Source organism: Brevundimonas sp. GCM10030266, assembly GCF_042666595.1.
GTDB lineage: Bacteria > Pseudomonadota > Alphaproteobacteria > Caulobacterales > Caulobacteraceae > Brevundimonas.
In genome coordinates, this window is sequence record NZ_JBHTCY010000001.1 from 1,066,468 (window position 1) to 1,090,262 (window position 23,795).

Below are 23,795 nucleotides of genomic sequence, written 5' to 3' on the forward strand. Positions count from 1 at the left end.
TGTCCACCCCCGGGATCGGCGAGATGACGCCCCGGGGGATGGGGGCCTTGTTGGACATTCACGCCGCGCGCGACCCGGACGCTCCGGCCCTGTCGTTCGAGGGAACGACCCTGACCCGCGCGGCGCTCGCCTCGCGGGTCAACCGCCGTGCGCGGACACTGGAACGGTTGGGCGTGCAGGCGGGAGACTTCGTCGCCATCGCCCTGCCGAACAGCCCGGCCTTCCTCGAGCTGGCGTTCGCCATCTGGGCGCTGGGCGCGACGCCTGCGCCGCTGTCGCACAAGCTGCCGGCCGCCGAACTGGCGGGCATTCTCGACCTGCTGAAGCCTCGGCTGGTGGTCATAAACGATGCAGCCAAGGCGGGCGACTGGCCCGCGCATGCGGAGGTCGACACCTTCGACGCTACGGCCGATGACAGCCCGCTACCCGAGAAGATCGCGCCGCACCTGAAGGCCATCGCCTCGGGCGGCAGCACGGGACGTCCCAAGGTCATCGTCGACATGTCGCCGGGCGTGGCCGATCCGGACAAGCCCCTGCTGGGCATGTTGCCGGACAAGGACGTGCTGATGAACCCGGGGCCGCTGTATCACGCAGCCCCGTTCGGCATGACCTGCTTCGCCATGGGCTGGGGCCTGCACGTCATCCTGATGCCCCGCTTCGACGCCGAGGAAGCCCTGCGACTGATCGAGCGGCACAAGGTCCGCTGGCTGTTCCAGGTGCCGACGATGATGCACCGCATCTGGGCCCTGCCGGACGAGGTGAAGGCGAAGTACGACATCAGCTCGCTCGACGCCGTCATGCACATCGCCGCTCCCTGTCCGCCCTGGCTCAAGCAGGCGTGGATCGACTGGGTCGGGGCCGAGACGGTGTGGGAGCTCTACACCGGCACCGAGGCCATGGGCGGCACCGGCATCAACGGCCTGCAGTGGCTGAACAAGCCCGGCTCGGTCGGTCGCATCCTGCCCGGCTACGAGATGCAGGTGCTGCGCCCGGACGGCTCGCCCTGCGATGTCGACGAGGTCGGCGAGATATTCTTCCGCCCGCTGCGGGGGCAGGGGACCACCTATCGCTATCTCGGCGCCGAGCCGAAGGCGGTGGGCGAGTTCGAGACCCTGGGTGATCTGGGGCGGCTGGATGCAGACGGCTATCTGTTCCTGGCAGACCGGCGCGTGGACATGATCCTGTCGGGCGGCGCCAACGTCTATCCGGCCGAGGTCGAAGCGGCGATCGACGCCTTCCCGGGCGTCCAGTGCAGCGTGGTGTTCGGCCTGCCTGATGACGATCTGGGCCAGCGCGTCCACGCCATCGTAGAGACGGTGGACGGCCAGCTGGATCAGGCCGCGCTGGCCGCCTTCCTCGCCGACCGCATCGCCCGCTACAAACAGCCGCGCAGTTTCGAGGCGACCGCCGAACGCCTGCGCGACGATGCGGGGAAGGTCCGGCGGAGCCAGCTTCGGGCGGAGCGGGTTGAAGCCTGAGCTTCAACCCGTCGCGGCCGGGTCCTTCATCTGGAAATAGTCGCGCCAGGCGATGATCTTGCCGGCATCGTTGAACTCGATGATGCCCATATAGGGGTGGGACACCTTCACGCCGTCGGCGTTGACATAGTCCTCGCGGCCTTCGGTCAGCACCTTGTTGCCGTTCTGGGCCCAGTTATCGAGCACCCATTCGGTCTGCGAGTGGTTGGCCCAGTAGCGGCTGATGAATTTGTCGACCCATTCGATTCCGATCAGGGGGCGAGTGCCGACGTGATAGTGGTACTCGATGGCCGGGTCGAAGGCGTCCAGGAACGCCGCCTTGTCGCGACGTCCCGAGACCTCCATCAGCGCCCGCAGGCGGTCGATCGGCGCCGTCACGCCGAGGCCTTCTCGGGCTTGGCCGGAGCATGCACCTGCGAGGTGTCATAATAGTCGCGCATGCGGTGGATCAGGCCGTCGCGGATCTCGAAGATCTGGACAAAGGGGTTGTCCATCTTCACCCCGGTGGAGCGGTCGACCAGGACCTCCATGCCCTCGACGAACAGCACGTCGCCGTTCTCGGCCGTGTGCACGATCCGCCATTCCTGCTGATCGAAGCCCTGCTCGTAGTTGGCGAGGAATTTCCGCATCTTGTCCTTGCCCACGGCGGCCCGCTTGGTGGGGTGCCAGTGGTACTCGATGTCGTCGGACAGGGTGGCGATGAAGCCCTCGACGTCGCGCCGTTTCCACGCGGCCATCATGGCCTCGACCACCTTCATCTTCTCGCTCATGGCGTCACTCCCGTTCTTGTCGTTGGACGAACGCTAGGACGGCAAGTTTGTTTATGCAAGCGACATGACGGGCGCTTTCAAACGTGGACTTTCACGTCCTCGCGAGGCGCGGAAGATCAGGTGATGGAGTGGCCCTTGCCGGGCTTCAGCAGGACCTCGGACATCCTCAGCCGCCCCTTGCAGCAGCTGCAGGCGACCTCGTTGGCGAGAGGCGCGCCGCAGTTGTGCCGGATGCGAACCGGCGGTCCGGCCTTGTCCTTCAGCCAGGTCTCTGCCCAGCCCAGCATGGTCAGGGCGTGGGGATACAGATCCAGCCCCTTCTTGGTCATCCAGTACTCGTACCGGGGCGGGGTGATCTCATAGAGCCGCCGCTCGAAGATGCCGGCATTCTCCAGCGTCCGCAGCCGGTCGGTCAGGATGTTGGACGCGATGCCCAGCATGTTCTGCATCTCGTCGAAGCGGTGGATACCGAAATACTGGACGCTGACGACAAGGCCGGTCCAGCGGTCGCCCAGCAGGTCCACCAGCTCGAACGCCGCCGTGCCGTCCGTCGGCTGCCGCTTGCGATGCATGCGCTGGACGGGAAGCTTCTCCATGCCTTGGCCGGGGCCGGGCACGAAGCTGCAGCTGTGCAGGGTCATCGGCTCGCCGCAGGACGAGCAGCGCACCTCCGGCAGCATGGGCTTGCCGCAGACGGTGTGGACGAAGACGGTCGGGGCGCGGCGGCCGGCCACGCCCCAGCGCACGCCCCAGCCCCACATCAAGATCATGCTATCGAACAGGTCCAGCCCGCGCGGCGTCAGATGATAGGCCATGCGCGCGCCCTCATCCTTGTGCGGGCGCTTCTCGAGGATGCCGTGGCGTTCCAACGCCTGCAGACGGCTGGACAGGGTGCTGCGCGCGCCGCCCAGTCGTTCGTGGAACTCCTCGAACCGAGTGGCGCCGAGGAAGGCCTCCTGAACGATCAGCAGGCTCCATCGATCGCCGAGCGCATTCAGCGCCCGGTTCAGGGAACTCTTGGGAACCAGTCGGGTCTTCGGCGCGCCTTGGGTAGCCATGGCTTGTCTTAGCGGTCCCGCTGAACCCTGTTCAAGCGGTCGATAGCTTCTGTCGGCGCACGGACAGACCGGCCGCCTCCCGGTCGAAGGTTTCCGCCGTCACCCCGTCGGCCCGCAAACCCGTCTTCTGGATCTTGTTGGTCGGGGTTTTCGGCAGTTCCGCCTCGACCCGGACGTAGCGCGGCACCATGAAATGGGTCATGCGCGGGATCAGATATTCCAGCAATTCCCTTGGATCGATGGTCGCGCCCGGAACCGGAGCCACGGCCACCATCACCTCCTGTTCGCCGCCGGGCAGATCGACCCCGTAGGCCGCCGCCTCGCGCACCGCCGGATGGCCGCAGACCTCGATCTCGATCTCCAGCGACGACATGTTCTCGCCCCGGCGACGGATCGCATCCTTCTTGCGGTCGATGAAGAAGAAGCAGCCCTCGGCGTCGCGCCGCATCAGGTCGCCGGTGTGGAACCAGCCGTTGCGCCAGGCTTCTGCGGTGGCTTCGGGATCGCCCAGATAGCCGTGGCTCAGGGTCCAGGGGTTGTCGGCGCGGATGACCAGTTCGCCGGGCTCGCCATGCGGCACCTCATTGTCGAAGGCGTCGACGATCCGGCACTCCATCCCCTCGCGGGCGCGGCCGCACGAGCGCATGACCGTCTCGTTCACCGCGCAGATCAGCGGCCCCGACACCTCGGTCATGTTGAAGCCCGAGATGTAGTCGAAGCCGAACCGGTCTGCGAGCGCGACTGTGTCCTCGGTGATCGGGGCCAGGGTCACCATCCGCAGGGGATTGTCCCGATCGTCCGGCTTCGGCGGTTCCTTCATCAGGAAGGCGGTCAGGGCGCCGATCAGGCCGCTGCAGACGGTCGATTCCGTCTCGCGGATCACGTCCCAGAAGCGGCGGGTGTCGAAGGCCTCGAACAGGGCGACGGAACCGCCGCAGGACACCGCCGCCGTGATCGCCGCGATGCCGCCGACGTGGAACATCGGCAGGTTGACCAGCATCCGGTCGCCGCCATGCATATAGCCGTAAGTGACCTTGCCGGTGGTCCACTCCTGCACATAGGAGGTCAGCACCGCCTTAGACGGGCCGGTGGTGCCGGACGTGAAGATGACCACGGGCACGTCCCACGGATCGGACGACACTGGAGCATAGGCCGAGGCGTCGCCGGACAGGGCCGAGGCGGGCTCGACCGCTACATCCAGATTGATCGGTCCCTTGGCCTCGCCGGTCAGGATCAGGCGCCGGACCGCGCCCAGCGACAGGCCTTCCAGTCGCTCGACCAGATCGGGATGGACGATCAGGATGGTCGCCCCGGTCTTTCGGATCGCATGCTCCAGCAGCTTGCCGCGGAAGCTGGTGTTGATCGGCGCCAGGGCCGCGCCGGCGTAGTTGGCGCCGAACCATGACCGCACCAGCGCCGCCGAGTTGGGGGCCCAGGCAGCGACGATGTCGCCCTTCTTCACGCCGTACGCCTGCAGGGCGGCGGCGGTCTGGAGCCCCTTCTGACGGGTTTCCGCCCAGCTCCATTCCTCGCCGGTCTCATAGCGGATGAAGGTCTTGTTCGGCGTTTCGGCGGCGTAGCGGTCCAGCAGGCGCGGAATCACGCATTCGTCCGCCGTCGGCGGCTTCGGGTCGAACCAGGGAAGCTTCAGCGCGCCCATCAGTGCTCTCCCTGCCATTGCTGCGCCTCATCCACGCTGGCGCGGAAGTGGGGCAGGGTCTTGATCAGGATGATAGAGGCGGCGGTGATGCAGACGCCGCTCACGATGGCCAGCGAGACGCCGATCATTTGCGATCCGCCCAGCAAGGCGTCGCTGATCGCCGCCACGATGGTCGGACCGCCGGCCAGCGAAATCAGATTGCCGATCAGGAAGTAGATGGCGGTCACCTGCGCCCGGAACTGGTTCGGCGACACCGACTGCAGCGAGGTCGCGGGCAGGCTGTTCATCACCCCGGCGAAGAAGCTGAACCCGGCCAGCGAGGCGACGGTCAGCGTCGCGGTCGGCATCAGGGGCGTGGCGATGGCGAAGGGGATGCTGCACACCAGACCGATGATGGCGGCGTAAAGCGGCGCGTCCTTGCGCCCTCGCGCGGCCAGCCAATCGCTCAGCCAGCCGCCGACCAGCACGCCCGGCGTCGCCGCCAGCAACAGCACCGCGCCGTAGGTGAAGCCGACCTGCGAGGCCGTCCACTCATGCTGGCGGATCAGCACGGCCGGGATCCAGGCCAGATAGGAGATGCCGGCGATGCCGAAGATCGAGAAGCCCAGGATCATGGCGTAGAAGGTCTTCTTCCGCGCCCACAGGAACTTCATCACCCCCGCATTCTTGTCCGCCTTCACCAGCCCGTGCCGGGGCGGTTCGCGCACGATCAGGAACAGGGCGGCGATCAGCAGGCCGGGCAGGCCGACCAGAACGAAGGTCTGCTGCCAGGGCGCCAGTTCGCCGACGAAGGGCAGGGTCAGAACGCCGTGGCGGGCGATCATGTCGATGACGCCGCCGCCGATCATCAGGGCCAGGCCGGCGCCGATGTACGGACCCATGGAATAGACCGCGAGGGCGCGCGCCCGCATACGGGGCGGGAAATAGTCCGAGATCATCGAATAGGCCGCGGGCGACAGGGCCGCCTCGCCGATGCCGACCCCGACCCGCGCCGCGAACAGGGCCCAGAAGCTGTTGGCCAGACCGCAGCAGACGGTCATCACGCTCCACACGACAATGCCGATGCCGATGATCAGACGGCGGCTGCCCCGGTCCGCCAGACGCGCCAGCGGCACGCCCATCAGGGTGTAGAAGAGCGAGAAGGCGAGGCCCGCGAGCAGGCTGAACTCCGTATCGCTGATGCCGAGGTCGGCGCGGATCGGCTCGACCAGAAGGCTCAGAATCTGCCGGTCGATGAAGCTGGAGGTGTAGGCGACCATCAGGGCCGCCACGGCGAACCATCCCCATCCGGGATGCGGCCAGATCCGGGCCTGGGCAGGGGGCGCTGAAACGGGCGATTCCGCAGGCGATTCAGGGGACGTCGTACTGGTCATTCGGCGAGGTCCGGTCAAGCGATCAATCTAAAGGTGAAAGTGACTTGGCGCAGGCGGCACGCAAAAAATGGACGTTGTGTCGCGGCTTTTCGCGGGCTGCGCGGGCAGTCCGTTGCGAACGCTGTGACGCGAAGCCGATGTCTCCATGGCGTCGTCTCAACTCCCTGTTCTTGCGCCGGTTTTCCGGTCTGCGTGGGCGCGATGCGAGGGTGTCCGGCTGCGGCTTGAGGTCCGCGTCACAGGCCCGCATCGGCCTCTGATCACTCAAGCACGGAAGTTGGTCTGATTACAAAAGCTATTTGACAGTCTGAATACGCAAGTTACACCTAGCACTGAAGCACCTCGGCTAAACGAGGGCTCATGGGAGGATAGGGCGTGACCATTCGAGGTTCGATCAGCGTATCCGCATTGCTTCTGGCGGCTTCTCTCGGCGCGACGCCGGCATGGGCCCAGACAGCTCCGCAAGAACCGGCGCAGGAGAGCGCCTCTCAGCTGGGCGATGTGATCGTCACGGCGACCAAGCGCGAGGAGCGGCTGATTGATGTGCCGGTGGCGGTCACCGCCATCGGCTCCGAGCAGCTGCAGAACTCGGGCGTTTCCGACATTCGCGAACTGACGGGCCTGGCGCCCAGCGTTCAGTTCCAGACCCCGGGCGGCGGCGCCGACTCGTCGATCCGCATCCGCGGTATCGGCACCACCTCGACCAACCCGGGCCTCGAGTCCTCGGTCGGCGTGGTCATTGACGGCGTGACGCGCGCCCGCACCGGCGTGGCCCTGTCCGAGCTGGGCGACCTGGAGCGGATCGAGGTCCTGCGTGGACCGCAGGGCACCCTGTTTGGCCGCAACACCTCGTCGGGCCTGATCAACATCGTCACCCGCGCGCCCAGCTTCGCCGGTGTCGAGGGGCGGATGGAAGGCACCTACGGCGACTTCTCCAACATGCGGCTGGCGGGCGCGATCAACCTGCCCCTGAGCGACAATGCGGCCCTGCGCGTCGAGGCCAGCTCCGAGACCCGCGACGGCTTCTATCCTGACGCCAACAGCCAGGAGACGCTGGACAATCTGGACCGCCAGTTCATCCGCGCCAAACTGCGCTGGGAGCCCAGCGACACCCTGTCGTGGATGTTCAGCGCCGACTACACCCAGCGCGAAGAGAACTGCTGCGTCGCGGTTCTGGCCATCGCGGGCCCGACCTATGGTCTGGTCAACACCCTGGCCGGCGCGCGTGGCGAGATCGGCTACACCAGCACCAATCCCTTCGACCGTGAAGCGTCGAAGAGCGTCGGTCGCGTCAACTCCGAGAACATCGACGACTGGGGCTTCTCGGCTCAGGCCAACTGGGATCTCGGCTGGGGGGATCTGACCTCGGTCACCGCCTACCGCAGCTGGGAAGCCTCGCGCTCGCAGGATTTCGACCATTCGGGCGCCGACCTGGGCTTCTTCGCCCCCGACGGCCTGCACCAGAATTTCGACGTCTTCACCCAGGAGCTCCGCCTGCAGGGCACGGCCGGCATGGTCGACTGGCTGGTCGGCGCCTACTATTCGGACGAGGATGTCCGCAACGACTCCGCCTACCGGATGGGCGCGGACTATCCGCTGATCTATGGCGGCGCCGCGACCTTCCAGGCCACGACCCTGGCGGCCTTCACGCCCGGCGACGGTGCGCGGGGGGTCGGTGAGCAGAGCGGACGGGACATCTCGGTCTTCACCCACAACATCTTCAACATCACCGACCAGCTGAGCATCACGGCGGGCCTGCGCTACACCAACAACAAGAAGTCGATCGACTTCTGGGGTGAGAACTTCAACCCGGCCTGCGACAGCGCCGTGGCGACCGGCGATGCGCCGGGCGTCACCCGTTTCTGTGCCCCCTTCTGGGATACCCGCTTCAACCCGGCGGGGGACTCGGACTCGCGCAGCGAGGACGCCGTCACCGGCACGTTCAACGTCTCGTACGAGTTCTCACCGACCCTGACGAGCTACCTGTCCTATTCGCGGGGCTACAAGTCGGGCGGCTATAATTTCGACCGCGCCGGCTTCACCACGCCGGCGACGCCGAACGCCCGCGACCTGGCCTTCTCGGAAGAGACGGTCGATGCCTATGAGTTCGGCCTGAAGGGCGAGTTCTTCGACCGCTCGCTGACCGCCAACCTGGCGATCTTCCATCAGAAGTTCTCGGGCTTCCAGCTGATCGAGTACACCGGCATCAACTTCGTGGTTCGCAGCCTCGAGGAAGCGATCTCGGAAGGCGCGGAACTGGAGGTCACCTGGCGGCCGATGCAGGGCCTGACCCTGACCAATGGCCTGAGCTATACGGACGCCTACTACCCGACCAGCACCGGCAACTCGACCTATTCGGGTCGGGAAATGGAGCAGTCGCCGGACTGGGTGAACGTCACCTCGGTCACCTATGAGTTCCCGATCTCGGGCGACCTGACCGGCGTGGCCTATATCGACAACCGCTACAGCTCCGAGTTTTACACCGGCGGCTTCGATCCGAACCGGATCCAGCCCTCGTTCTCGGTGGCCAACGCCCGCTTCTCGCTGCGTCACGAGAGCGGCGACTGGGCGGTGGATCTGTGGGCCCGCAACCTGTTCGACAAGGACTACTACCGCCGCATCATCCCGGCCACGTTCCAGACCGGATCGTACTCGGCCTTCCTTGGTGATCCCCGCACCTGGGGCATCACCCTGCGTCGCAACTTCTAGGTCTTCTGAAGAAGCTGCGTTTTCCTGAGCCTTGGGGCCCCGGCCTTCTCCTGACGCCGGGGCCTTCTTCTTTGGGGCGGCCAGAAGAAAAAAGCCCTCCCCGGCGGACCGGAGGAGGGCTCTGTCGTGTCGCGGATGAGGGGGTCAGAACCCCATCTGCTTGGCCGCCAGGTCGCGCAGGATCTCCTCGGAGCCGCCGCCGATGACGAAGATGCGGGCCTCGCGGTAGATGCGCTCGACGCGGTTGTCGCCGGTGTAGGCGCGACCGCCGAGGACCTGCAGGCTTTCGCGGGCGCAGTGCTCCAGCGTGGTGGTGGCCTGCACCTTCAGGAGGGCCAGATCGGCCACCGGGGTCTCGCCGCGCTGGAAGCGCCAGACGAGGATGTCGAGGAAGGCATAGGCGGCCTTCAGGCGCTGGATCATCTCGACGATCTTGTGGCGCATCGACTGGTGGTCGATCAGCCGCTTGCCGAAGGTTTGGCGCTCGCGGGCGAAGGCGATGGCCTCGGCGATGCAGGTGCGGGCCATGGCGAGGGTGGCGGAGATCCCGCTGAACCGCTCGATGTTGAACTGTCCGGCGAGGCCCGAGAAGCCGCGGTTCTCGACCCCGATCAGATTGGTGACGGGGACCTCGACATTGTCGAACTTCAGCCAGCCGTTGTTGCGGTTGTACCATTCGAGGCCGGGGACCGGGCCGCGGCTGACGCCCGCGCGGTCGGTCTCGATCAGCAGCATGGACAGGCCGCCCATGCCGGGGCCGCCGGTGCGGACGGCGGTCAGCAGGTAGTCGGCCTTCATGGCTCCCGAGATCAGGGTCTTGCCGCCGTTGACGACGAAGACGTCGCCCTTGCGTTCGGCGGTGGTGGTGAAGGCCGAGACGTCGGAGCCGCCGCCGGGTTCGGTGACGGCGAAGGCGATCTTCTTCTGGCCGGCCAGCACCGGCCTGGCGACGCGCTCCAGCATCTCGGGCGTGCCGCCGGAGATGATCGGGGGCAGGGCGATCCACGGGGTGGCGAGGTCGGCGAAGACGACGCCGGAGCCGAGGCGGAAGAATTCCTCGGCGAAGATGATGCGGTCCCACAGGTCGATGTCCTCGCCCGTGCCGCCGAGGTCCTCGCGGAAGCCCATGCCGAGGATGCCGGCCTTGGCGGCTTCGACATAGAGGCCGTCGGGGAAGTCGGAGGCGGCGTCCCAGTCCTTGAGGTTCGGGGCGATGTGCGTATCGACGAAGCCGCGCAGCTGGGTCCGCCAGGCATCGTGCCGCTCCGTCAGGAAGGGGCTGGGCGGCCGCAGGCCGTCGAAGTCGAGCGCCGGAGCGGTGTGGTCAGCCATCGTAGTCCTCCCGTATCGCGCCATCTTCGGCGTCGCTTTCAAACGGATACTAAAACCCCTCGCCTTCTGCGACAAGAATGGTATTCTAACGAAAGCTACTATTTCCGGACCGTTGGTCCGCAAGGAGTTTTTGATGGGTTTCGAACCGACGGGCGCTGCCCGCGATGTCCAACTGGGCAAGGTTTCGCAGGAACCGTTCAAGGCCACGCTGAAGCCGAACGAGCATCCCTACATGACGGGCGCCTGGACGCCTCAGCATGAGGAGTTCACCGCCGAGGACATGCCGGTGATCGGGACCATCCCGACCGACATCGACGGCGTCTATGTGCGCAACACCGAGAACCCGGTTCACGAGCCGATCGGCCGTTACCACCCGTTCGACGGCGACGGCATGATCCACACGATCAGCTTCAGGGACGGCAAGGCCGCCTATCGCAACCGCTTCGTCCGCACCAAGGGGTTCCTGGCCGAGCAGGCGGCGGGCCATGCGATCTGGGCCGGTCTGGCCGAGCATCCGTCGCTGTCGCAACAGCCGGGCTGGGGCGCGCATGGCGGGCTGAAGGACTCGTCCTCGACGGACGTGATCGTCCACGCCGGCGCCATCCTGTCGACCTTCTACCAGTGCGGGGAGGGCTACCGCCTCGATCCCTATACGATGGAACAGCTGGAAAGCGCCGACTGGTGCCCGCCGGAAGGCATTTCGGCCCACCCGAAGGTCGATGAGAAGACCGGCGACCTGCTGTTCTTCAACTACTCCAAGGCCGCGCCGCACATGCACTACGGCGTCGTCGGGCCGGACAACAAGCTGAAGCATTTCACGCCGATCCCGCTGCCGGGCGCGCGCCTGCCGCACGATATGGCGTTCACGACCAACTACTCGATCCTGAACGACTTCCCCCTGTTCTGGGAAGAAGACCTGCTGCCCAAGGGCATCCACGCGGCGCGCTTCCACGCCGACATGAAGTCCCGCTTCGGCATTATCCCGCGCTACGGCAAGGCCGAGGACGTGCGGTGGTTCGAGGCCGACGCGACCTACGTTCTGCACTTCCTCAATGCGTGGGAGGAGGGCGACGAGATCATCATGGACGGCTATTTCCAGGACAATCCGGTGCCCAAGACCAGCCCGGACGCCTGGCCGGGGCATGAGCGGATCATGACCTTCCTGGACCAGAACATGCTGCAGCCGAAGCTGCACCGCTGGCGCTTCAACCTGAAGACCGGCAAGACGACCGAGCAGCGGATGGACGACCGGGTGCTGGAGTTCGGCATCATCAACAACCAGTACGGCGGCGTGAAGTACAAGTACGCCTACAGCGCCGTGTCCAAGCCCGGCTGGTTCCTGTTCACCGGTCTGGTCAAGCACGACATGGACACCGGCGAGAGCTGGGCGGTCGACTTCGGCCCGGAACGCTACGGCTCCGAGCCCGGCTTCGCCCCCCGCATCGGCGCGACGAGCGAGGATGACGGCTATCTGATCACCTATGTCACCGACATGATCGAGAACCGGTCGGAGTGCGTAATCTATGACGCGCAGAAGCCCGGCGACGGGCCGGTGGCGCGGATCATCCTGCCGGGACGTCTGTCCAGCGGCACCCACGCCACCTGGGCGCAGGGCGAAACCATCCGCGCCTCCCAGAGCGCGGCGTAAGGACGAAAGCGTATGACCTACATCCTCGGCGGCTGGCAGTCGGACTTCGCGCGCAACTACGCCCGTGAGGGGCTGGAGATCGGCGACGGTTTCGCCGAGGCCGTCCACGGGGCGCTGGACCACACCGGTCTGGCCCCCGAGGACATCGATGTGGGTCACGTCGGCAACTTTGTCGGCGACCTGTTCACCGGTCAGGGGATGCTGGGCGGCTTCTTCGCCATGGCGGACGACCGCTTCACCGGCATGCCGGCCTCGCGCCATGAGGCGGCCTGCGCCTCGGGCAGTCTGGCGGTTCTGGCGGCGGCGGCGGATATCGAATCCGGCCGCTACGGCACCTCGCTGGTGCTGGGTCTGGAGATGATGCGCAACGTCCCCGGCGTGACCGCGGCCGAGCATCTGGGCGCCGCCGCCTGGGCCGGGCACGAGTATCTGGACGCGACCTATCCCTGGCCGCGCGCCTTCTCGGACCTGACCGAGGAGTATGACCGCCGTTACGGCATCGACGAGCAGCACCTGCGCCGGATCGCGCAGATCAATTTCGCCAACGCCAAGCGCAATCCGAACGCCCAGACCCGGAACTACCAGTTCACCGAGGCCAGCTTCTCGAACGACGACGAGGCCAATCCGGTGATCGAGGGGCGGGTGCGCAAGACCGACTGCGGCCAGGTGACGGACGGGGCCTCGGCCATCGTCCTGGCCTCGCCGGAGCGGGCGGCCGAGTATGCGCGCAAGCGGGGCATTCCGCTGGAGAGCCTTCCGCGCATCAAGGGGTGGGGCCACCGCTGCGCCCCCATCGACTATGGCCGGAAGATCCTCGCCAGCGAGGGGCAGACCTATGTCTTCCCGCAGGTGAAGCGGGCCATCGACGACGCTCGCGCCCGCGCCGGGATCGACCTGTCGGGGGTGGACGCGGTGGAGACCCACGACTGCTTCTCGATGACCGAATACATGGCCATCGACCATCTGGGCCTGACGGCGCCGGGCGAGAGCTGGAAGGCGATCGAGGCGGGCGACATCGAGCTGGGCGGCAAGCTGCCGTTCAATCCGTCGGGCGGCCTGATCGGCTGTGGTCACCCTGTCGGGGCGACGGGGGTGCGGATGGCGCTGGACGCCTTCAAGCAGACGACCGGGACCGCGGGCGATATGCAGGTCGAGGGCGCGAAGACGGTCCAGACCCTGAACATCGGCGGCTCGACCACGACGACGGTGAGCCTCGTCATCGGGGTTTGAGGGCCACCTGATTATTTTTTGAGTGCACAAAAGTGCACTTTTCGGTCCGCCGAAAACACAGTCCAATTGGTACAGACTGTCCACTTTGTTCAGTTTGTCCGGCGGGGCGAAGGCCATGCTGGACAGTGTGGCATGCCGATGCGTCAAAAACGGTCGTATGGCCGCCTCACCGCTATCGTCATCCCGGGGGCGCGTAGCGAACCCCGGGACCCAGCGGCGCGCGTGAGCGCGACCCTGTCGGGAGCGCCGGCGCTTCAACTTTCCACTTGAGTGTTTCGCCGCTGTCGCGGCGCCGCTGGGTCCCGACTTTCGTCGGGATGACGATAGCAGGGAGAGTTAGCGCCCCGCGCGGATCGCCACCCCGACCGTGCCCTGCGCGATCACCAGCCCGTCCGCCGTCGAGACCGTCGCCTCGACCACGGCCTTGCGGGCGTCGCGGAAGACGATGCGGCCGACGGTTTCCAGACGGGCGCAGTCGATGGGGGCGGCGTTGAGGAAGCGCATCGACAGGTCGGTGGTCAGCAGGCTCTGGCCCGGTTCAAGGATGGTCATGACCGCGCTGCCGCCCGCCACGTCCACCAGCGAGGCGAGCACCCCGCCGTGGACCAGGCCGATGAAGTTGGCGTGGCCGGGATCGAGGTCGCAGACGATGCGGACCAGCCCGTCCTCGAACTCGACCGGGCGGGCGGACAGACGCTGGGGAAACCCGCCGACCGTGTCCGCCTTGCGGGCCCAGCGGCGCAGCAGTTCGAGGCCGGACGCGGTCGGGTCGAGCTCGAAATCGACGGGAGCGACGACTGTCATGCCGCCGCGCCCCGCGCGGACTGGCCCCCGGTCTTCGACTGGAAGCGGGCGACGGCGGCGTCGTACTCGCCTGCCAGCTGGTCGACGATGTCGGCGACGGGCTCGACGGCCTTGACCGCCTCCAGTCCCTGACCGGCGGCCCAGATGTCGCGCCAGCGCTTTGTCGAGCCGCCCGAGGTGTAGTTGCGGTCCGGGGCGGCGCCGAGGTTGTCGGGGTCCTGACCGGCGGCGACGAGGCTGGGGCGCAGCCAGGACGCGGGGGTGCCGGTGACGGAGGCCGAGACGATCAGGTCGTCGGGACCGGAGTCGACGACCATCTGCTTGTACTCGGGCTGGGCCATGCTCTCGGCCGAGGCCAGGAAGCGGGTGCCCATGTAGACGAAGTCGGCCCCGGCGGCGACCGCGCCCGCCACGCCCGCGCCGTCGCCGACGCCGCCGCCGACCGCGATATAGCCGTCGAAGAAGTCGCGCACCGCCGAGATGAAGGCGAAGGGCGACAGGTGGCCGGTGTGGCCGCCGGCGCCGGCGCTGACGCAGGCCAGACCGTCGACGCCGGCCTCAGCGGCCTTCTTCGCCAGCTTCATCGAGACGACGTCGGCGAAGACCAGGCCGCCGTAGGACTTCACCGTCTCCATGACCGGCTTGGGCGAGCCGAGGGCGGTGATGACCACGGGCGGCTTGTACTCGGCGATCAGGCGCAGGTCCTCAGGGAGCCTCGCGTTGGTGGAGTGGGTGATCATGTTGGCGATCCACGGGGCGTCGCCCGGCTTCAGCGCGTCGGTGATCGTGCCCATCCAGGTGTCGAGATCCTCGACCGTGCGGCAGTTGGGGGTCGGGAAGGCGCCGCCGACGCCGGCCTTGCAGGCGGCGATGACCAGTTCCGGTCCGCTGATCAGAAACATGGGCGCCGCGAACACGGGCAGGCGCAGGGTATCGAAGGGGGAAGTCATGCGGGTTGGGTCTCGTTGGCGACAGACTGGCGAAGCTCCCGTTTGAGGATCTTGCCGACAGGGTTACGGGGGAGGGCCTCGAGGGTCTCGAGGCGTTCGATCTGCTTGTAGACGGCGACGTGGCGGTCGCCGGTCAGGAAGGCGTTGATCTCGGCCATGCTCGCGCTCTGGTCGGGACGGAAGACGACGAAGGCCAGAAGGCGCTCGCCCAGATTGGGGTCGGGGGCGCCGACGACGGCGGCCTCGGCGATGGCCGGATGGGCGACGAGATGGCTCTCGATCTCCTCCGACGAGATGTTCATGCCGCCGCGGATGATGATGTCCTTCAGGCGGCCGACGAATTTCAGATACTGCAGCCGGTCGCCGGCCAGCTCGAACAGGTCGCCGGTGCGGAACCAGCCGTCGGCGTCGAAGGCGCGCTGGTTGATCTCGGGCGCGCGCCAGTAGCCGGAGAAGATGGTCGCGCCCTTGACCCGCAGCTCGCCGGGACGGCCGCCCTCGGTGATCTCTTCCTCGGTCTCGGGATCGACCAGACGGGTGAAGATGCGGTCGTGCAGGACGCAGTTCCATTCGAAGCCCTCGCCCAGACGTGGGAACAGGCTGGCGCGGTCGGCGGCCTCGGGCAGGTCCTTGAGGGCGGAGGGGAAGGACGCCCCCTCGTTGGAGCCGAAATAGTTGACGATCTGGACGCCGTATTTCTCGTGGAAGCCGCGCACCATCCACTCGGACAGGGGCGCCGAGCCGGAGCCGATCGACTTCAGCCGCTTGAAGTCGATGCCCTCCAGCATGGCCTCGTTCTGCAGGAGCAGGTTGAGCACGGCGGGCGGGGCGACGGTGTAGTCGATCTTCTCGTCCCGCATTTGTTTCAGCAGGACCTGAAGGTCGAACGGATGGTGCTGGATGAGGGCGCCGCCCAGCAGCAGCCAGCCGATGAAGGCGGTGGAGATGCCGCCCATGTTCACCATCGGGAACGGGTTGAGCAGGCTGGCGCCCGGCTCAAGGTCGGCTGCGTCGATGACGCCGTGGCCCATGATGAGCCATTCGTTGTGACTGCGCGGCACGCCCTTGGGCTGGGCCTCGGTGCCGGAGGTCCAGCAGATGGTGACGATGTCGTCGGCGGTGACCTGGGCGGCCCTGGCGGCGACCTCGGCCACGGCGCGGTCGGCGGGGGTGGCGGCGTCGGTCAGGGCCTCGAGGTTCAGGGCGCCGTCGGGACAGGCCTCGCCCAGCACGAAGACGTGGCGCAGGGTCGGGCAGGCCGGCTTCATCGCCACCAGCATCTCGCCGTGCTTCTGCTTGCCGATGCGCTCGGCGGTGATGACGGCGACGGCGTCGGTCTTGCCGATGATGTAGCCCAGCTCATGCTCGCGGTACTGGACCGGGGCCGGGCTGATGATGATCCCCAGACGCAGGCAGGCGAGATAGACGATGCTCAGCTGGGCGATGTTGGGCAGCTGGACGACGACCACGTCGTCCTTGCCCAGACCATGGGCGTGAAGGACGGCGGCGAGGCGGTCGACGGCGTCGGCGGACTGCGCCCAGGTCAGCCGCTCGGGCGTGCCGCCGGTGATGTCGGCGGCGTTGAACGGATCGATCAGGGCCTCGGTGTCGGGGTGGGCCGCGACATGCTTCCGGAACAGGTCGTCCAGGGTGACGTCGCCCCACCAGCCCCTGGCCTTCATCTCGCGGATGCGGTGTTCGGGAATGACGATCATGGGCGGGCCTCCTCGGCGATGTTGGCGTCGGGATAGAGCAGGCTGCGGACCTCGCCGCGCACCACCTTGCCGACCGGATTGCGGGGCAGGGCGGGAAGGAGGTGCAAACGCTTGGGCGTGCGGACGGGACCGATGGCCTCCCGCACGAAGGCGCGGATGGCGGCGTCGTCGACGAAGCGGGCGTCGACGGCCACGGCGGCCTCCAGGCGCTCGCCCCAGACCGCGTCGGGCAGGCCGAAGGCGCAGGCCTCGCGCACGGCGGGGTGGGCGTTCAGCGCCGCCTCGACCTCGCCCGGATAGACGTTGTAGCCGCCGGTGATGATCAGCTCCTTCGAGCGGCCGATCAGGGTCAGGCGGCCGTCGGCATCGATGCGGCCGATGTCGCCGGTCTTCAGCCAGCCCTCATGACGCGCGGCGGCGGTGAGGTCGGGGGCGTCCAGATATTCGGTGCGGGCCAGATCGCCGCCGACCACCACCTCGCCTTCGCCGCGCAGGACGATCTTGCCCTCGCTGGTGAGCAGGCCGACGGGCGTGCCGGTGAAGGGCCGGCCGACGCTGGAGCGGAGCTCCGGATCGGCGGTCTCGGCGGCGGTCAGGCCGGTGATGGCCATCGGCGCCTCCGTCTGGCCGTAGAGGCTGGAGAGCACCGGTCCGAAGCGGCAGACGGCCTGCGCCACGCGGCCCGGCGACATCGGCGCGGCGGACCATGTGAGATGGCGAAGGGCGGGGAAGTCGGCGGGGCCGAAATCCGTCTCGCCCATCAGCAAGGCGATCAGGGTCGGGGGCATGAAGACGACGGTGATCCGGCGTTTCAGCTCGCTCAGGATGGCGGCGCGGTCGGGCGTGGCCATGAGGACGTGCGAACCGCCCGCGGCCAGCACCGGCAGGATGTAGTGGGACGAGCCGTGGGTCAGGGGGGCGACGGCCAGGTTCACGTCGTCGGGGGTGAAGTCGTAGAAGGCCTGAAGCGAGCGCAGGGCGGCGAGGCCGCTGGCCTGCGACTGGACCACGCCCTTGGGCACGCCGGTCGAGCCGCCGGTGAATTTCAGGGCGAAGGGGGCGGCGGGATCGTCGAGGATGGCGGGCGGCGCGGCGTCGGGCAGGCTGTCCAGCCAGGCCTCCAGCGGCAGGGGGCGGTGCGTGGCGCCGAGAGCACCGGTCGAGGCGGCGTCGTGCAGGGTCAGGGCCAGACCGGCGCGGCGCTGGAAGTCGCCGTTCAGCCCGGCGCCGTTGCGCGGATTGAGCGGGGTCCACACCGCATTGGCGCGCAGGATGGCGAGACAGGCGACGACGTGCCGCCAGCTGTTGGCGGCGCACAGGCCGACGCGGTCGCCGGGCTGGATGCCTCGGGCCGTCAGATCGGCGGCGGCGCGCTCGACGAGGGCGATCAACTCGCCGTGGGTCAGGGTCACGTCGCCGTCGAACAGGGCGGGACGGTCGGCCTTGGCCGTGAGGTTGTCGTAGAGGGCGTGGATCGGGTGGGTCATGCGGCCCGCCGTTCCAGAACGGTGACGACGGTTGCCGCCTCCTCGACGCCGAGGAAGCCGCCGCCGTTTTCGGCGACGGCGATGCGGGCGTTCTCCACCTGACGGGCTCCGGCCTCGCCGCGCAGCTGGGTGGTCAGTTCGAACAGCTGGGCCAGACCCGTGGCGCCGACCGGATGACCCTTGGCGACGAGACCGCCGGAGGGGTTCACCGGGGTCTGGCCGCCCAGCGCGAAATCGCCCGCGGCCGCGCGGGCGCCGACCGTGCCGGGCTCGGCGAGGCCGAGGTTCTCGATCTGCTGGAGTTCGGCGTAGCTGGTGGCGTCATGGACCTCGGCGAGGTCGATGTCGGCGGGGCTGATCGCGGCCTGTTCACAGGCGGCGCGGGCGGCGCGACGGCCGATGTGATTGTCGAAATCGTCAGGCGCCCGGGCGCCGGCGCTGAGCAGGGCGCAGCCGCGGACGCGGACGGCGCGGGTCTCGGCGTTGAGGCGTTTCAGACCGCGCGCGGAACAGACCACGACGGCGGCGGCGCCGTCGCTGACCGGGGCGCACATGGCGCGGGTGAAGGGGAAGACGATGGGCTTGTCGGCCAGCACCTGGGAGGCGGTCATGGCGGTGCGGTACTGGCTGCGCGGATTGTGTGCGGCGGCGGTGTGGTTCTTGGCCGCCAGCAGGGCGAGGTCGAGCGGGGTCGAGCCGTAGCGGGCCATGTGGGCGCGGGCCTGCGCGGCGTAGAGGTCCATGAAAAGGCTGCGGCCATCGTCAGGCGCCTCACCGCCCATGGCGCGGATGTAGTCGAGCACGCCCTCGCGGTCGTGGATGTCGGTGCCGCCCGCGAAGGCGGCGGCGACTTGCTCGGGGCGGTCAGGGAAGACCATCTTCTCGACCCCGATGACGAGGGCGATGTCGCCCGCCCCGGCGCGCAGCCAGTGGATGGCCTGCAGCAGGGCGGTGGAGCCGGAGGCGCAGGCGTTCTCGACATTGACGACCGGGATGCCGGTCAGGCCGAGCGGGCGCAGGGCGATCTGGCCGCGCACCGTGTTCTGGCCCTCCAGCATGGGCTGGCGGGTGTTGGAGAACCACGCCGCCTCGATGTCCGCCAGCGTCGCGCCGGCGTCGGACAGGGCCGCCGTGACGGCCTCGGCGGTCAGGGATTTCACGCTGTCGCCCGGCCGCTTGCCGAAGGCGGTCATGGAGACGCCGGCGAGGAAGACGTCGTCACTCATGCCAGCGGCCGCCGTCGCTGGACGATGCGGAAGCGCGAGGCGACGAAGGCCAGATCGGCGAGGCAGGCGTTGCCCGCCGGGTTCAGGCCGGTGACGTGATAGTCGCTGTAGGCGGCGGCGAAATTGATCCACATCGCGCCGGTCAGGTTGATCGACAGATTGGCTCCCGCCGCCTCATAGGCGGGCGTGGCGCGGTCGATGAAGGCCTCGTCGGTGGAGTAGAGGTAGGAGCTGATCGAGCCCTTCGTCTTCGCCAGCCAGGTCGCCTCCATCACCGCCTCATCGGCGGGGCGGGGAACGAGGAAGAGGACCGGGCCGAAGCGCTCCTCCGCATAGATTTCGGGGTCGCTGTCGCCCTCGATGGCGATGACCAGAGGGGTCAGGGTGCGGGCGTCGGGGAAGTCGGGGTGCGGATAGGGCGCGGCCTCGCGCAGGATGCGGGCGCCGGGCGCGGCCTCGGCGGCGCGGCGGGCCTCGGCGACGACATCGAGACTGACCTGCCCCTGGATGGCGCCCATGACCGCGGCGGCCTGGGCCGGGCTGGCGGCGAGGGCGTCGATCTCGCGCACGATGGCGGTGCTCATCGTCCGGAACAGGTCCGGGGCGATGTAGATCACCTGCGGACTGGTGCACATCTGGGCCGAGAACAGGCTGGACGAGCGGGCGATGGCGCGGGCCACGGCGTCGACGTCCGCCACGCTGTCGATGACGACAGTGTTCACCCCTGCCGTCTCGGTGAACAGCAGCTTGCCCGTCACCGTTCGCTCCAGATGGCCGCCGTAGCGGGGGCTGCCGGTGAAGTCGATGATCTGGACGTCCGGGTGTTCGATGAAGCGGCCCGCGACAGGTTCGGCCAGCGTATCCACCGCCATCGTCACGACGTTCGGATTGAAGCCGAAGTCGGACAGCACCTGACGGCAGGTCTCGACCCCGATGGCCATGGGCAGGATGGCGATGGGATGGGGCTTCACGATCACCGGATTGCCGGTGGCGAGGCTGGCGAAGATCGCCGGCCAGGCGTTCCACGTCGGGAAGGAGGCGCAGCAGATCACCAGCCCGACCCCGCGCGGAACCAGTTTGTAGGTCTTCCTCAGCGCCACCTGATCGGCGCCGAAGGGGCGGTGGTACTCGGCCACGGGCGTGACGTCGCGCATGGCCTTGGCGGCGTAGGCGAGGGCCTCGACGCCGCGATCCAGCGCATTGGGCCCGGAGCCGCTGAAGGCCTGCACATAGCTCTGACCCGCGACGTGCATGATGGCGTGGACCATCTCGAAATTGCGCTCGTAGAGCCGCTGCGCCATCTCGAGGCCGAGGGCGAGGCGGAGTTCGGGATCGACCTCGCGCCAGTCGGTCATGGCGCGCACGGCGGCGTCCACGAGGGCGTCGGGATCGCTGACCGGATAGCGGACGCCCAGCTGCTTCTGCGTGAAGGGCGAGACCTCCTCGCCGACCGTCTCGCCGGTGGCGCCGGGCTGGTGCAGGTCGAAGACGGTGTTCAGCCGCGCCTCGAAGGCGGCCTTGCCGGCGCCCGGCTTGTCGGGGCCGTGGATCTTCGTCGAGGGCGAGTCGCTGAACGGGCTCCATGCTTTGCGGGTGCGGACGGCCTCGATGGCGGCGTCCAGCGTCGCGGCGTGGCGCGCGATCAGTTCGGCATGACGATCAAGCGACGCGCCGTCCATGTCAGCCGATCCGCTCGACGATCATGGCCGCGCCGACGCCCTGGGCGCCCGCAGCGACGACCAGACCATAGCGACCCCCGGCGGCGTCCAGCGCATCGAGCAGGGACGATAGCAGGATGGCGCCGGTGGCGCCCATTGGATGGCCCTTGGCGAGGTGGCCCCCGCCGACGTTGACCCTGTCGACGTCCACATCCCGCTCGCGCAGGAACTTCACGATGGTGACGGCGAAGGCCTCCATGAACTCGATGCGGTCCATGTCGGCCAGCGTCAGCCCGGCCTTGGCGAGGGCCCGATCCATGGCGGTGAAGCCGGCGGTCAGCGAGGCCTCAGGATCTCCCCCGGCCTCGGCGTAGGCGATGATCCTCGCCCGGGCGCCGTCGGCGACGGCGCTGACCAGGGCCAGCCCGGCCCCGTCGCACATGGGCGGGGCGTGGGCGACGGTATGGCGGTGGTCGATCTTCCGGCCGCCCAGGGCCTCGGCGTACTGCTCGCCCAGCGGGGCGAAGGCCGCCTCCATGCCCGCCAGGCTTTCGGCGGTGGTGGAAGCGCGGGCGGGTTCTTCCCGGTCAAGGCCGTTCAGGGGGATGCGCGACTTCGTCAGGGGCGTGCCCTCGGCGGCGGCGGTGCGCTGCTGCGAGCGCAGGGCCGCGTCGTCCATCTCCTGACGGGTGACGCCGATGTCCTCGGCTAAGCGGTCGGCGGCGACGACGACGGGGATGTAGCGGGTGCGCGGCGGGAAGCTGGCGTCCTCATAGTAGTCGGCCTTGTCGCCCATGAAGGGGACGCGGCTCATCATCTCGACCCCGCCCGCCAGAGCGGTCTTCGCATCCCCGGCGGAGACCATGTTGGCCGCCTGTCCGATCGCGGTCAGGCCCGAGACGCAGTAGTTGTTCAGGCTGAAGGCGTAGGCGTCGTCGGGCAGCCCGGCGTGCATCTTGGTGACGAGGGCGACATTGGCGCCCTGCGCGCCCACCTGTCCCACGGCGCCGAGGATCAGGGCGTCCGCCTTGTGGGCCGTGCCGCCGTTGCGCTGGTCCAGGGCGTCGATCAGGCCGGAGACCAGTTCGTGCGGTTTGAGCGAAGCAAGGCCGCCGTCAGGGCGGGCCTTGGCGCGGGGGGTGCGGACGGCGTCGACGATGTAGGCGGTCATACTGTTCTGTCCTCAGGCCGCGATCTGGCCGCCGGGGGCCCAGGTCCCGTGGAAGCCGGCGGGGACGCGGGCGGGCAGTGGGATGCGGGCGATGGGGCCGGTCTCGAAGTCCTTGGCGCCCAACACCTGAACCTCGGACTGGCCGGTGGCCTCGTCGGTGGTGAAGACGATGACGTAGCCGTCGTCCTCGTCGACCGCGCCGACCCGGGGGGCGAAGGCGGGCTCGGAGCCGCCGACGCCGGGGGCGAACTCATGCGTCTTGGCCGCGCCGGTATTGAGGTCGTACTTGATCAGGCCCGAGAAGCGCTGGAGCTCCTGCGGGGCCATGGCGACGTGATAGGACCAGTTGGTCTTGCGGCCGGTGTAGTCGAGATTGACGACCGGGAACTCGCCGACGCGGTCATCCAGCTGGCGCTTCTTCACCTGCCCGGTGACCATGTTCATCCGCCACTCGACCGGCACGGCGTTCAGCGCCAGCACGTTCACCATCGAGGCGTAGGGGCCATAGGCCGGGTTGGGTGGATAGCCGTTCGGCGTCATCATGCAGGCGGTCATGACCACCTCGTCGCCGTCCTCCCAGCAGTTGGCGACATGGTAGATGTAGCAGGTGTCCGTCTCGAACCAGCGGACCTGATCGCCGGTCCCGTTCTTGGGCACGACGCCGAAGCGGGCGGGCTGGTCCGCGACCTTGATCTGCCACATCGAGTTGCGCAGCCCGGCCTCGGTGAAGACCACGGGCAGGTCGTGCAGGATGATGTAGTTCTCGGTCAGGCCCATGTCGTGCGGCAGGCGCGGTCCGGGCAGGTCGACCTTCTGGAAGTTCGTCAGGTTGTTGTTCGCGTCGACGACGCCGAAGGTCATCCACGGCTCGTAGAGCGAATAGTCGAAGAAGCAGAACTCGCCGGTTCGGGGGTCGACCTTGCCGTGGGCCGAGACGTGGCGGGGCAGGGCGCCGCCGAAGGTCTCGTTGCCGATGGTCTCCAGCGTGCGGGCGTTCACGCGCACCGGCTTGCCCGAGATGTACCACAGGGCCATCAGCGAGCCGTTGTGGAAGACCAGATCGGTGTTGGCGGTGTCCTTGTAGACGAGGTCGCCGCGACCCGAGGCCGGGTTGGTGCGGGCCGAGGGGGCCAGGACGCCGCCGGCGTGGATATCCAGGCCCTTCTGTTCGGCGCGATAGTCGTCGGTGCCGACGTAGCGGTTGCGGTACTCGGCCTTGCCGTTCTCGAAGTGGATGGCGTGGACCATGCCGTCGCCGTCGAACCAGTGGTGCAGGCCCGACGGGGCGTGGGCAGGGTTGGGGCCGTTGCGGACGAAGGCGCCGTACAGGTCCTTCGGAATCTCGCCGATGACGGGCAGGTCGAGGGCCGTCGTCTCCTTCGCCACAGGCTCGTACAGGCCCTGCAGATAGGGGTTCATCTCGTTCAGCGGGGTCAGTTCGCCGGTCTCGATCCGGCGCGCCGTCGTCGCGTCATCGGCCATGGTGCGGCTCCTTAGGTCTCAGAATGCAATCTGCCCAACTTGGT

The 23,795-nt window shown here is 68.1% G+C and carries 18 protein-coding genes; 4 read left to right on the forward strand and 14 right to left on the reverse strand.

The annotated features are described in order from the left end of the window. Positions 1-38 precede the first annotated feature (38 nt). Positions 39-1,478, forward strand: coding sequence for an AMP-binding protein (locus ACFQQC_RS05590; RefSeq protein WP_376860863.1), 1,440 nt, complete (start codon positions 39-41; stop codon positions 1,476-1,478). A 3-nt stretch (positions 1,479-1,481) separates the two neighbouring features. Here ACFQQC_RS05590 and ACFQQC_RS05595 read toward each other — a convergent pair whose 3' ends face one another. The 5 genes from ACFQQC_RS05595 to ACFQQC_RS05615 form a co-directional block, all read right to left on the reverse strand. Further along, a complete protein-coding gene (locus tag ACFQQC_RS05595) occupies positions 1,482-1,856 on the reverse strand; it encodes a nuclear transport factor 2 family protein (protein WP_376860486.1) in 375 nt (124 codons plus the stop codon). Further along, positions 1,853-2,248 carry a nuclear transport factor 2 family protein gene (locus ACFQQC_RS05600; RefSeq protein WP_376860488.1) on the reverse strand — a complete coding sequence of 132 codons (396 nt, stop codon included), beginning with the start codon at positions 2,246-2,248 and terminating at the stop codon, positions 1,853-1,855. The genes ACFQQC_RS05595 and ACFQQC_RS05600 overlap by 4 nt, the downstream gene beginning before the upstream one ends. A 116-nt stretch (positions 2,249-2,364) precedes the next feature. Further along, complete coding sequence (locus tag ACFQQC_RS05605; RefSeq protein ID WP_376860490.1) at positions 2,365-3,306, reverse strand: winged helix-turn-helix transcriptional regulator; 942 nt, start codon at positions 3,304-3,306, stop codon at positions 2,365-2,367. A gap of 31 nt (positions 3,307-3,337) precedes the next feature. Further along, positions 3,338-4,966, reverse strand: coding sequence for an AMP-binding protein (locus ACFQQC_RS05610; protein ID WP_376860492.1), 1,629 nt, complete (start codon positions 4,964-4,966; stop codon positions 3,338-3,340). Continuing rightward, positions 4,966-6,237: a spinster family MFS transporter gene (locus ACFQQC_RS05615; protein ID WP_376860493.1), complete on the reverse strand. Its 1,272-nt coding sequence runs from the start codon at positions 6,235-6,237 to the stop codon at positions 4,966-4,968. The genes ACFQQC_RS05610 and ACFQQC_RS05615 overlap by 1 nt, the downstream gene beginning before the upstream one ends. 477 nt (positions 6,238-6,714) lie before the next feature. Here ACFQQC_RS05615 and ACFQQC_RS05620 point away from each other — a divergent pair, with 477 nt between their 5' ends. Next, positions 6,715-9,048, forward strand: a complete 2,334-nt coding sequence (locus ACFQQC_RS05620) for a TonB-dependent receptor (RefSeq protein WP_376860495.1) — start codon at positions 6,715-6,717, stop codon at positions 9,046-9,048. Positions 9,049-9,192: 144 nt separating this feature from the next. On the opposite strand, the gene ACFQQC_RS05625 is transcribed toward ACFQQC_RS05620, so the two are convergent. Beyond that, positions 9,193-10,380: an acyl-CoA dehydrogenase family protein gene (locus tag ACFQQC_RS05625; protein ID WP_376860497.1), complete on the reverse strand. Its 1,188-nt coding sequence runs from the start codon at positions 10,378-10,380 to the stop codon at positions 9,193-9,195. A 133-nt stretch (positions 10,381-10,513) separates the two neighbouring features. Here ACFQQC_RS05625 and ACFQQC_RS05630 point away from each other — a divergent pair, with 133 nt between their 5' ends. Then, a complete protein-coding gene (locus tag ACFQQC_RS05630; RefSeq protein WP_376860498.1) occupies positions 10,514-12,028 on the forward strand; it encodes a carotenoid oxygenase family protein in 1,515 nt (504 codons plus the stop codon). A 12-nt stretch (positions 12,029-12,040) separates the two neighbouring features. After that, positions 12,041-13,258: an acetyl-CoA acetyltransferase gene (locus ACFQQC_RS05635; RefSeq protein ID WP_376860499.1), complete on the forward strand. Its 1,218-nt coding sequence runs from the start codon at positions 12,041-12,043 to the stop codon at positions 13,256-13,258. Between the two features lie 336 nt (positions 13,259-13,594). Here the strand turns inward: ACFQQC_RS05635 and ACFQQC_RS05640 are convergent, their stop codons facing one another. Genes ACFQQC_RS05640 through ACFQQC_RS05675 form a run of 8 tightly spaced genes read right to left on the reverse strand, consistent with a single transcriptional unit; the run spans position 13,595 to position 23,751 of the window. After that, complete coding sequence (locus ACFQQC_RS05640) at positions 13,595-14,062, reverse strand: PaaI family thioesterase (protein WP_376860501.1); 468 nt, start codon at positions 14,060-14,062, stop codon at positions 13,595-13,597. Further along, positions 14,059-15,012 carry an NAD(P)H-dependent flavin oxidoreductase gene (locus tag ACFQQC_RS05645; RefSeq protein WP_376860503.1) on the reverse strand — a complete coding sequence of 318 codons (954 nt, stop codon included), beginning with the start codon at positions 15,010-15,012 and terminating at the stop codon, positions 14,059-14,061. Before ACFQQC_RS05645 ends, ACFQQC_RS05640 begins: the two co-directional genes overlap by 4 nt. Then, positions 15,009-16,727 (reverse strand): class I adenylate-forming enzyme family protein, encoded by a 1,719-nt coding sequence (locus ACFQQC_RS05650; RefSeq protein ID WP_376860505.1) that lies wholly within the window; start codon positions 16,725-16,727, stop codon positions 15,009-15,011. Before ACFQQC_RS05650 ends, ACFQQC_RS05645 begins: the two co-directional genes overlap by 4 nt. Next, the gene (locus tag ACFQQC_RS05655; RefSeq protein ID WP_376860507.1) at positions 16,724-18,214 is read right to left on the reverse strand and encodes a class I adenylate-forming enzyme family protein; all 1,491 of its coding nucleotides are present in this window, start codon (positions 18,212-18,214) and stop codon (positions 16,724-16,726) included. The genes ACFQQC_RS05650 and ACFQQC_RS05655 overlap by 4 nt, the downstream gene beginning before the upstream one ends. Next, on the reverse strand, positions 18,211-19,440 hold the full coding sequence (locus tag ACFQQC_RS05660) for a thiolase family protein (RefSeq protein WP_376860509.1): 1,230 nt from the start codon (positions 19,438-19,440) through the stop codon (positions 18,211-18,213). Before ACFQQC_RS05660 ends, ACFQQC_RS05655 begins: the two co-directional genes overlap by 4 nt. Then, positions 19,437-21,119 (reverse strand): aldehyde dehydrogenase family protein, encoded by a 1,683-nt coding sequence (locus ACFQQC_RS05665; RefSeq protein WP_376860511.1) that lies wholly within the window; start codon positions 21,117-21,119, stop codon positions 19,437-19,439. Before ACFQQC_RS05665 ends, ACFQQC_RS05660 begins: the two co-directional genes overlap by 4 nt. Before the next feature lies 1 nt (position 21,120). Continuing rightward, the gene (locus tag ACFQQC_RS05670) at positions 21,121-22,269 is read right to left on the reverse strand and encodes an acetyl-CoA C-acyltransferase (protein WP_376860513.1); all 1,149 of its coding nucleotides are present in this window, start codon (positions 22,267-22,269) and stop codon (positions 21,121-21,123) included. A gap of 12 nt (positions 22,270-22,281) precedes the next feature. Beyond that, entirely contained in the window at positions 22,282-23,751 is a 1,470-nt protein-coding gene (locus tag ACFQQC_RS05675; protein ID WP_376860515.1) for a carotenoid oxygenase family protein, read from the reverse strand. Positions 23,752-23,795 lie beyond the last annotated feature (44 nt).

Excerpts from the sequence above, each read along its gene's own strand:
- ACFQQC_RS05650 (WP_376860505.1), bottom strand. The coding sequence starts at position 16,727 with ATGATCGTCATTCCCGAACACCGCATCCGCGAGATGAAGGCCAGGGGC.
- ACFQQC_RS05655 (WP_376860507.1), bottom strand. The coding sequence starts at position 18,214 with ATGACCCACCCGATCCACGCCCTCTACGACAACCTCACGGCCAAGGCC.
- ACFQQC_RS05660 (WP_376860509.1), bottom strand. The coding sequence starts at position 19,440 with ATGAGTGACGACGTCTTCCTCGCCGGCGTCTCCATGACCGCCTTCGGC.
- ACFQQC_RS05665 (WP_376860511.1), bottom strand. The coding sequence starts at position 21,119 with ATGGACGGCGCGTCGCTTGATCGTCATGCCGAACTGATCGCGCGCCAC.
- ACFQQC_RS05635 (WP_376860499.1), top strand. The coding sequence starts at position 12,041 with ATGACCTACATCCTCGGCGGCTGGCAGTCGGACTTCGCGCGCAACTAC.
- ACFQQC_RS05625 (WP_376860497.1), bottom strand. The coding sequence starts at position 10,380 with ATGGCTGACCACACCGCTCCGGCGCTCGACTTCGACGGCCTGCGGCCG.
- ACFQQC_RS05630 (WP_376860498.1), top strand. The coding sequence starts at position 10,514 with ATGGGTTTCGAACCGACGGGCGCTGCCCGCGATGTCCAACTGGGCAAG.
- ACFQQC_RS05600 (WP_376860488.1), bottom strand. The coding sequence starts at position 2,248 with ATGAGCGAGAAGATGAAGGTGGTCGAGGCCATGATGGCCGCGTGGAAA.
- ACFQQC_RS05675 (WP_376860515.1), bottom strand. The coding sequence starts at position 23,751 with ATGGCCGATGACGCGACGACGGCGCGCCGGATCGAGACCGGCGAACTG.
- ACFQQC_RS05645 (WP_376860503.1), bottom strand. The coding sequence starts at position 15,012 with ATGACTTCCCCCTTCGATACCCTGCGCCTGCCCGTGTTCGCGGCGCCC.
- ACFQQC_RS05590 (WP_376860863.1), top strand. The coding sequence starts at position 39 with ATGGGGGCCTTGTTGGACATTCACGCCGCGCGCGACCCGGACGCTCCG.
- ACFQQC_RS05610 (WP_376860492.1), bottom strand. The coding sequence starts at position 4,966 with ATGGGCGCGCTGAAGCTTCCCTGGTTCGACCCGAAGCCGCCGACGGCG.
- ACFQQC_RS05670 (WP_376860513.1), bottom strand. The coding sequence starts at position 22,269 with ATGACCGCCTACATCGTCGACGCCGTCCGCACCCCCCGCGCCAAGGCC.
- ACFQQC_RS05605 (WP_376860490.1), bottom strand. The coding sequence starts at position 3,306 with ATGGCTACCCAAGGCGCGCCGAAGACCCGACTGGTTCCCAAGAGTTCC.
- ACFQQC_RS05640 (WP_376860501.1), bottom strand. The coding sequence starts at position 14,062 with ATGACAGTCGTCGCTCCCGTCGATTTCGAGCTCGACCCGACCGCGTCC.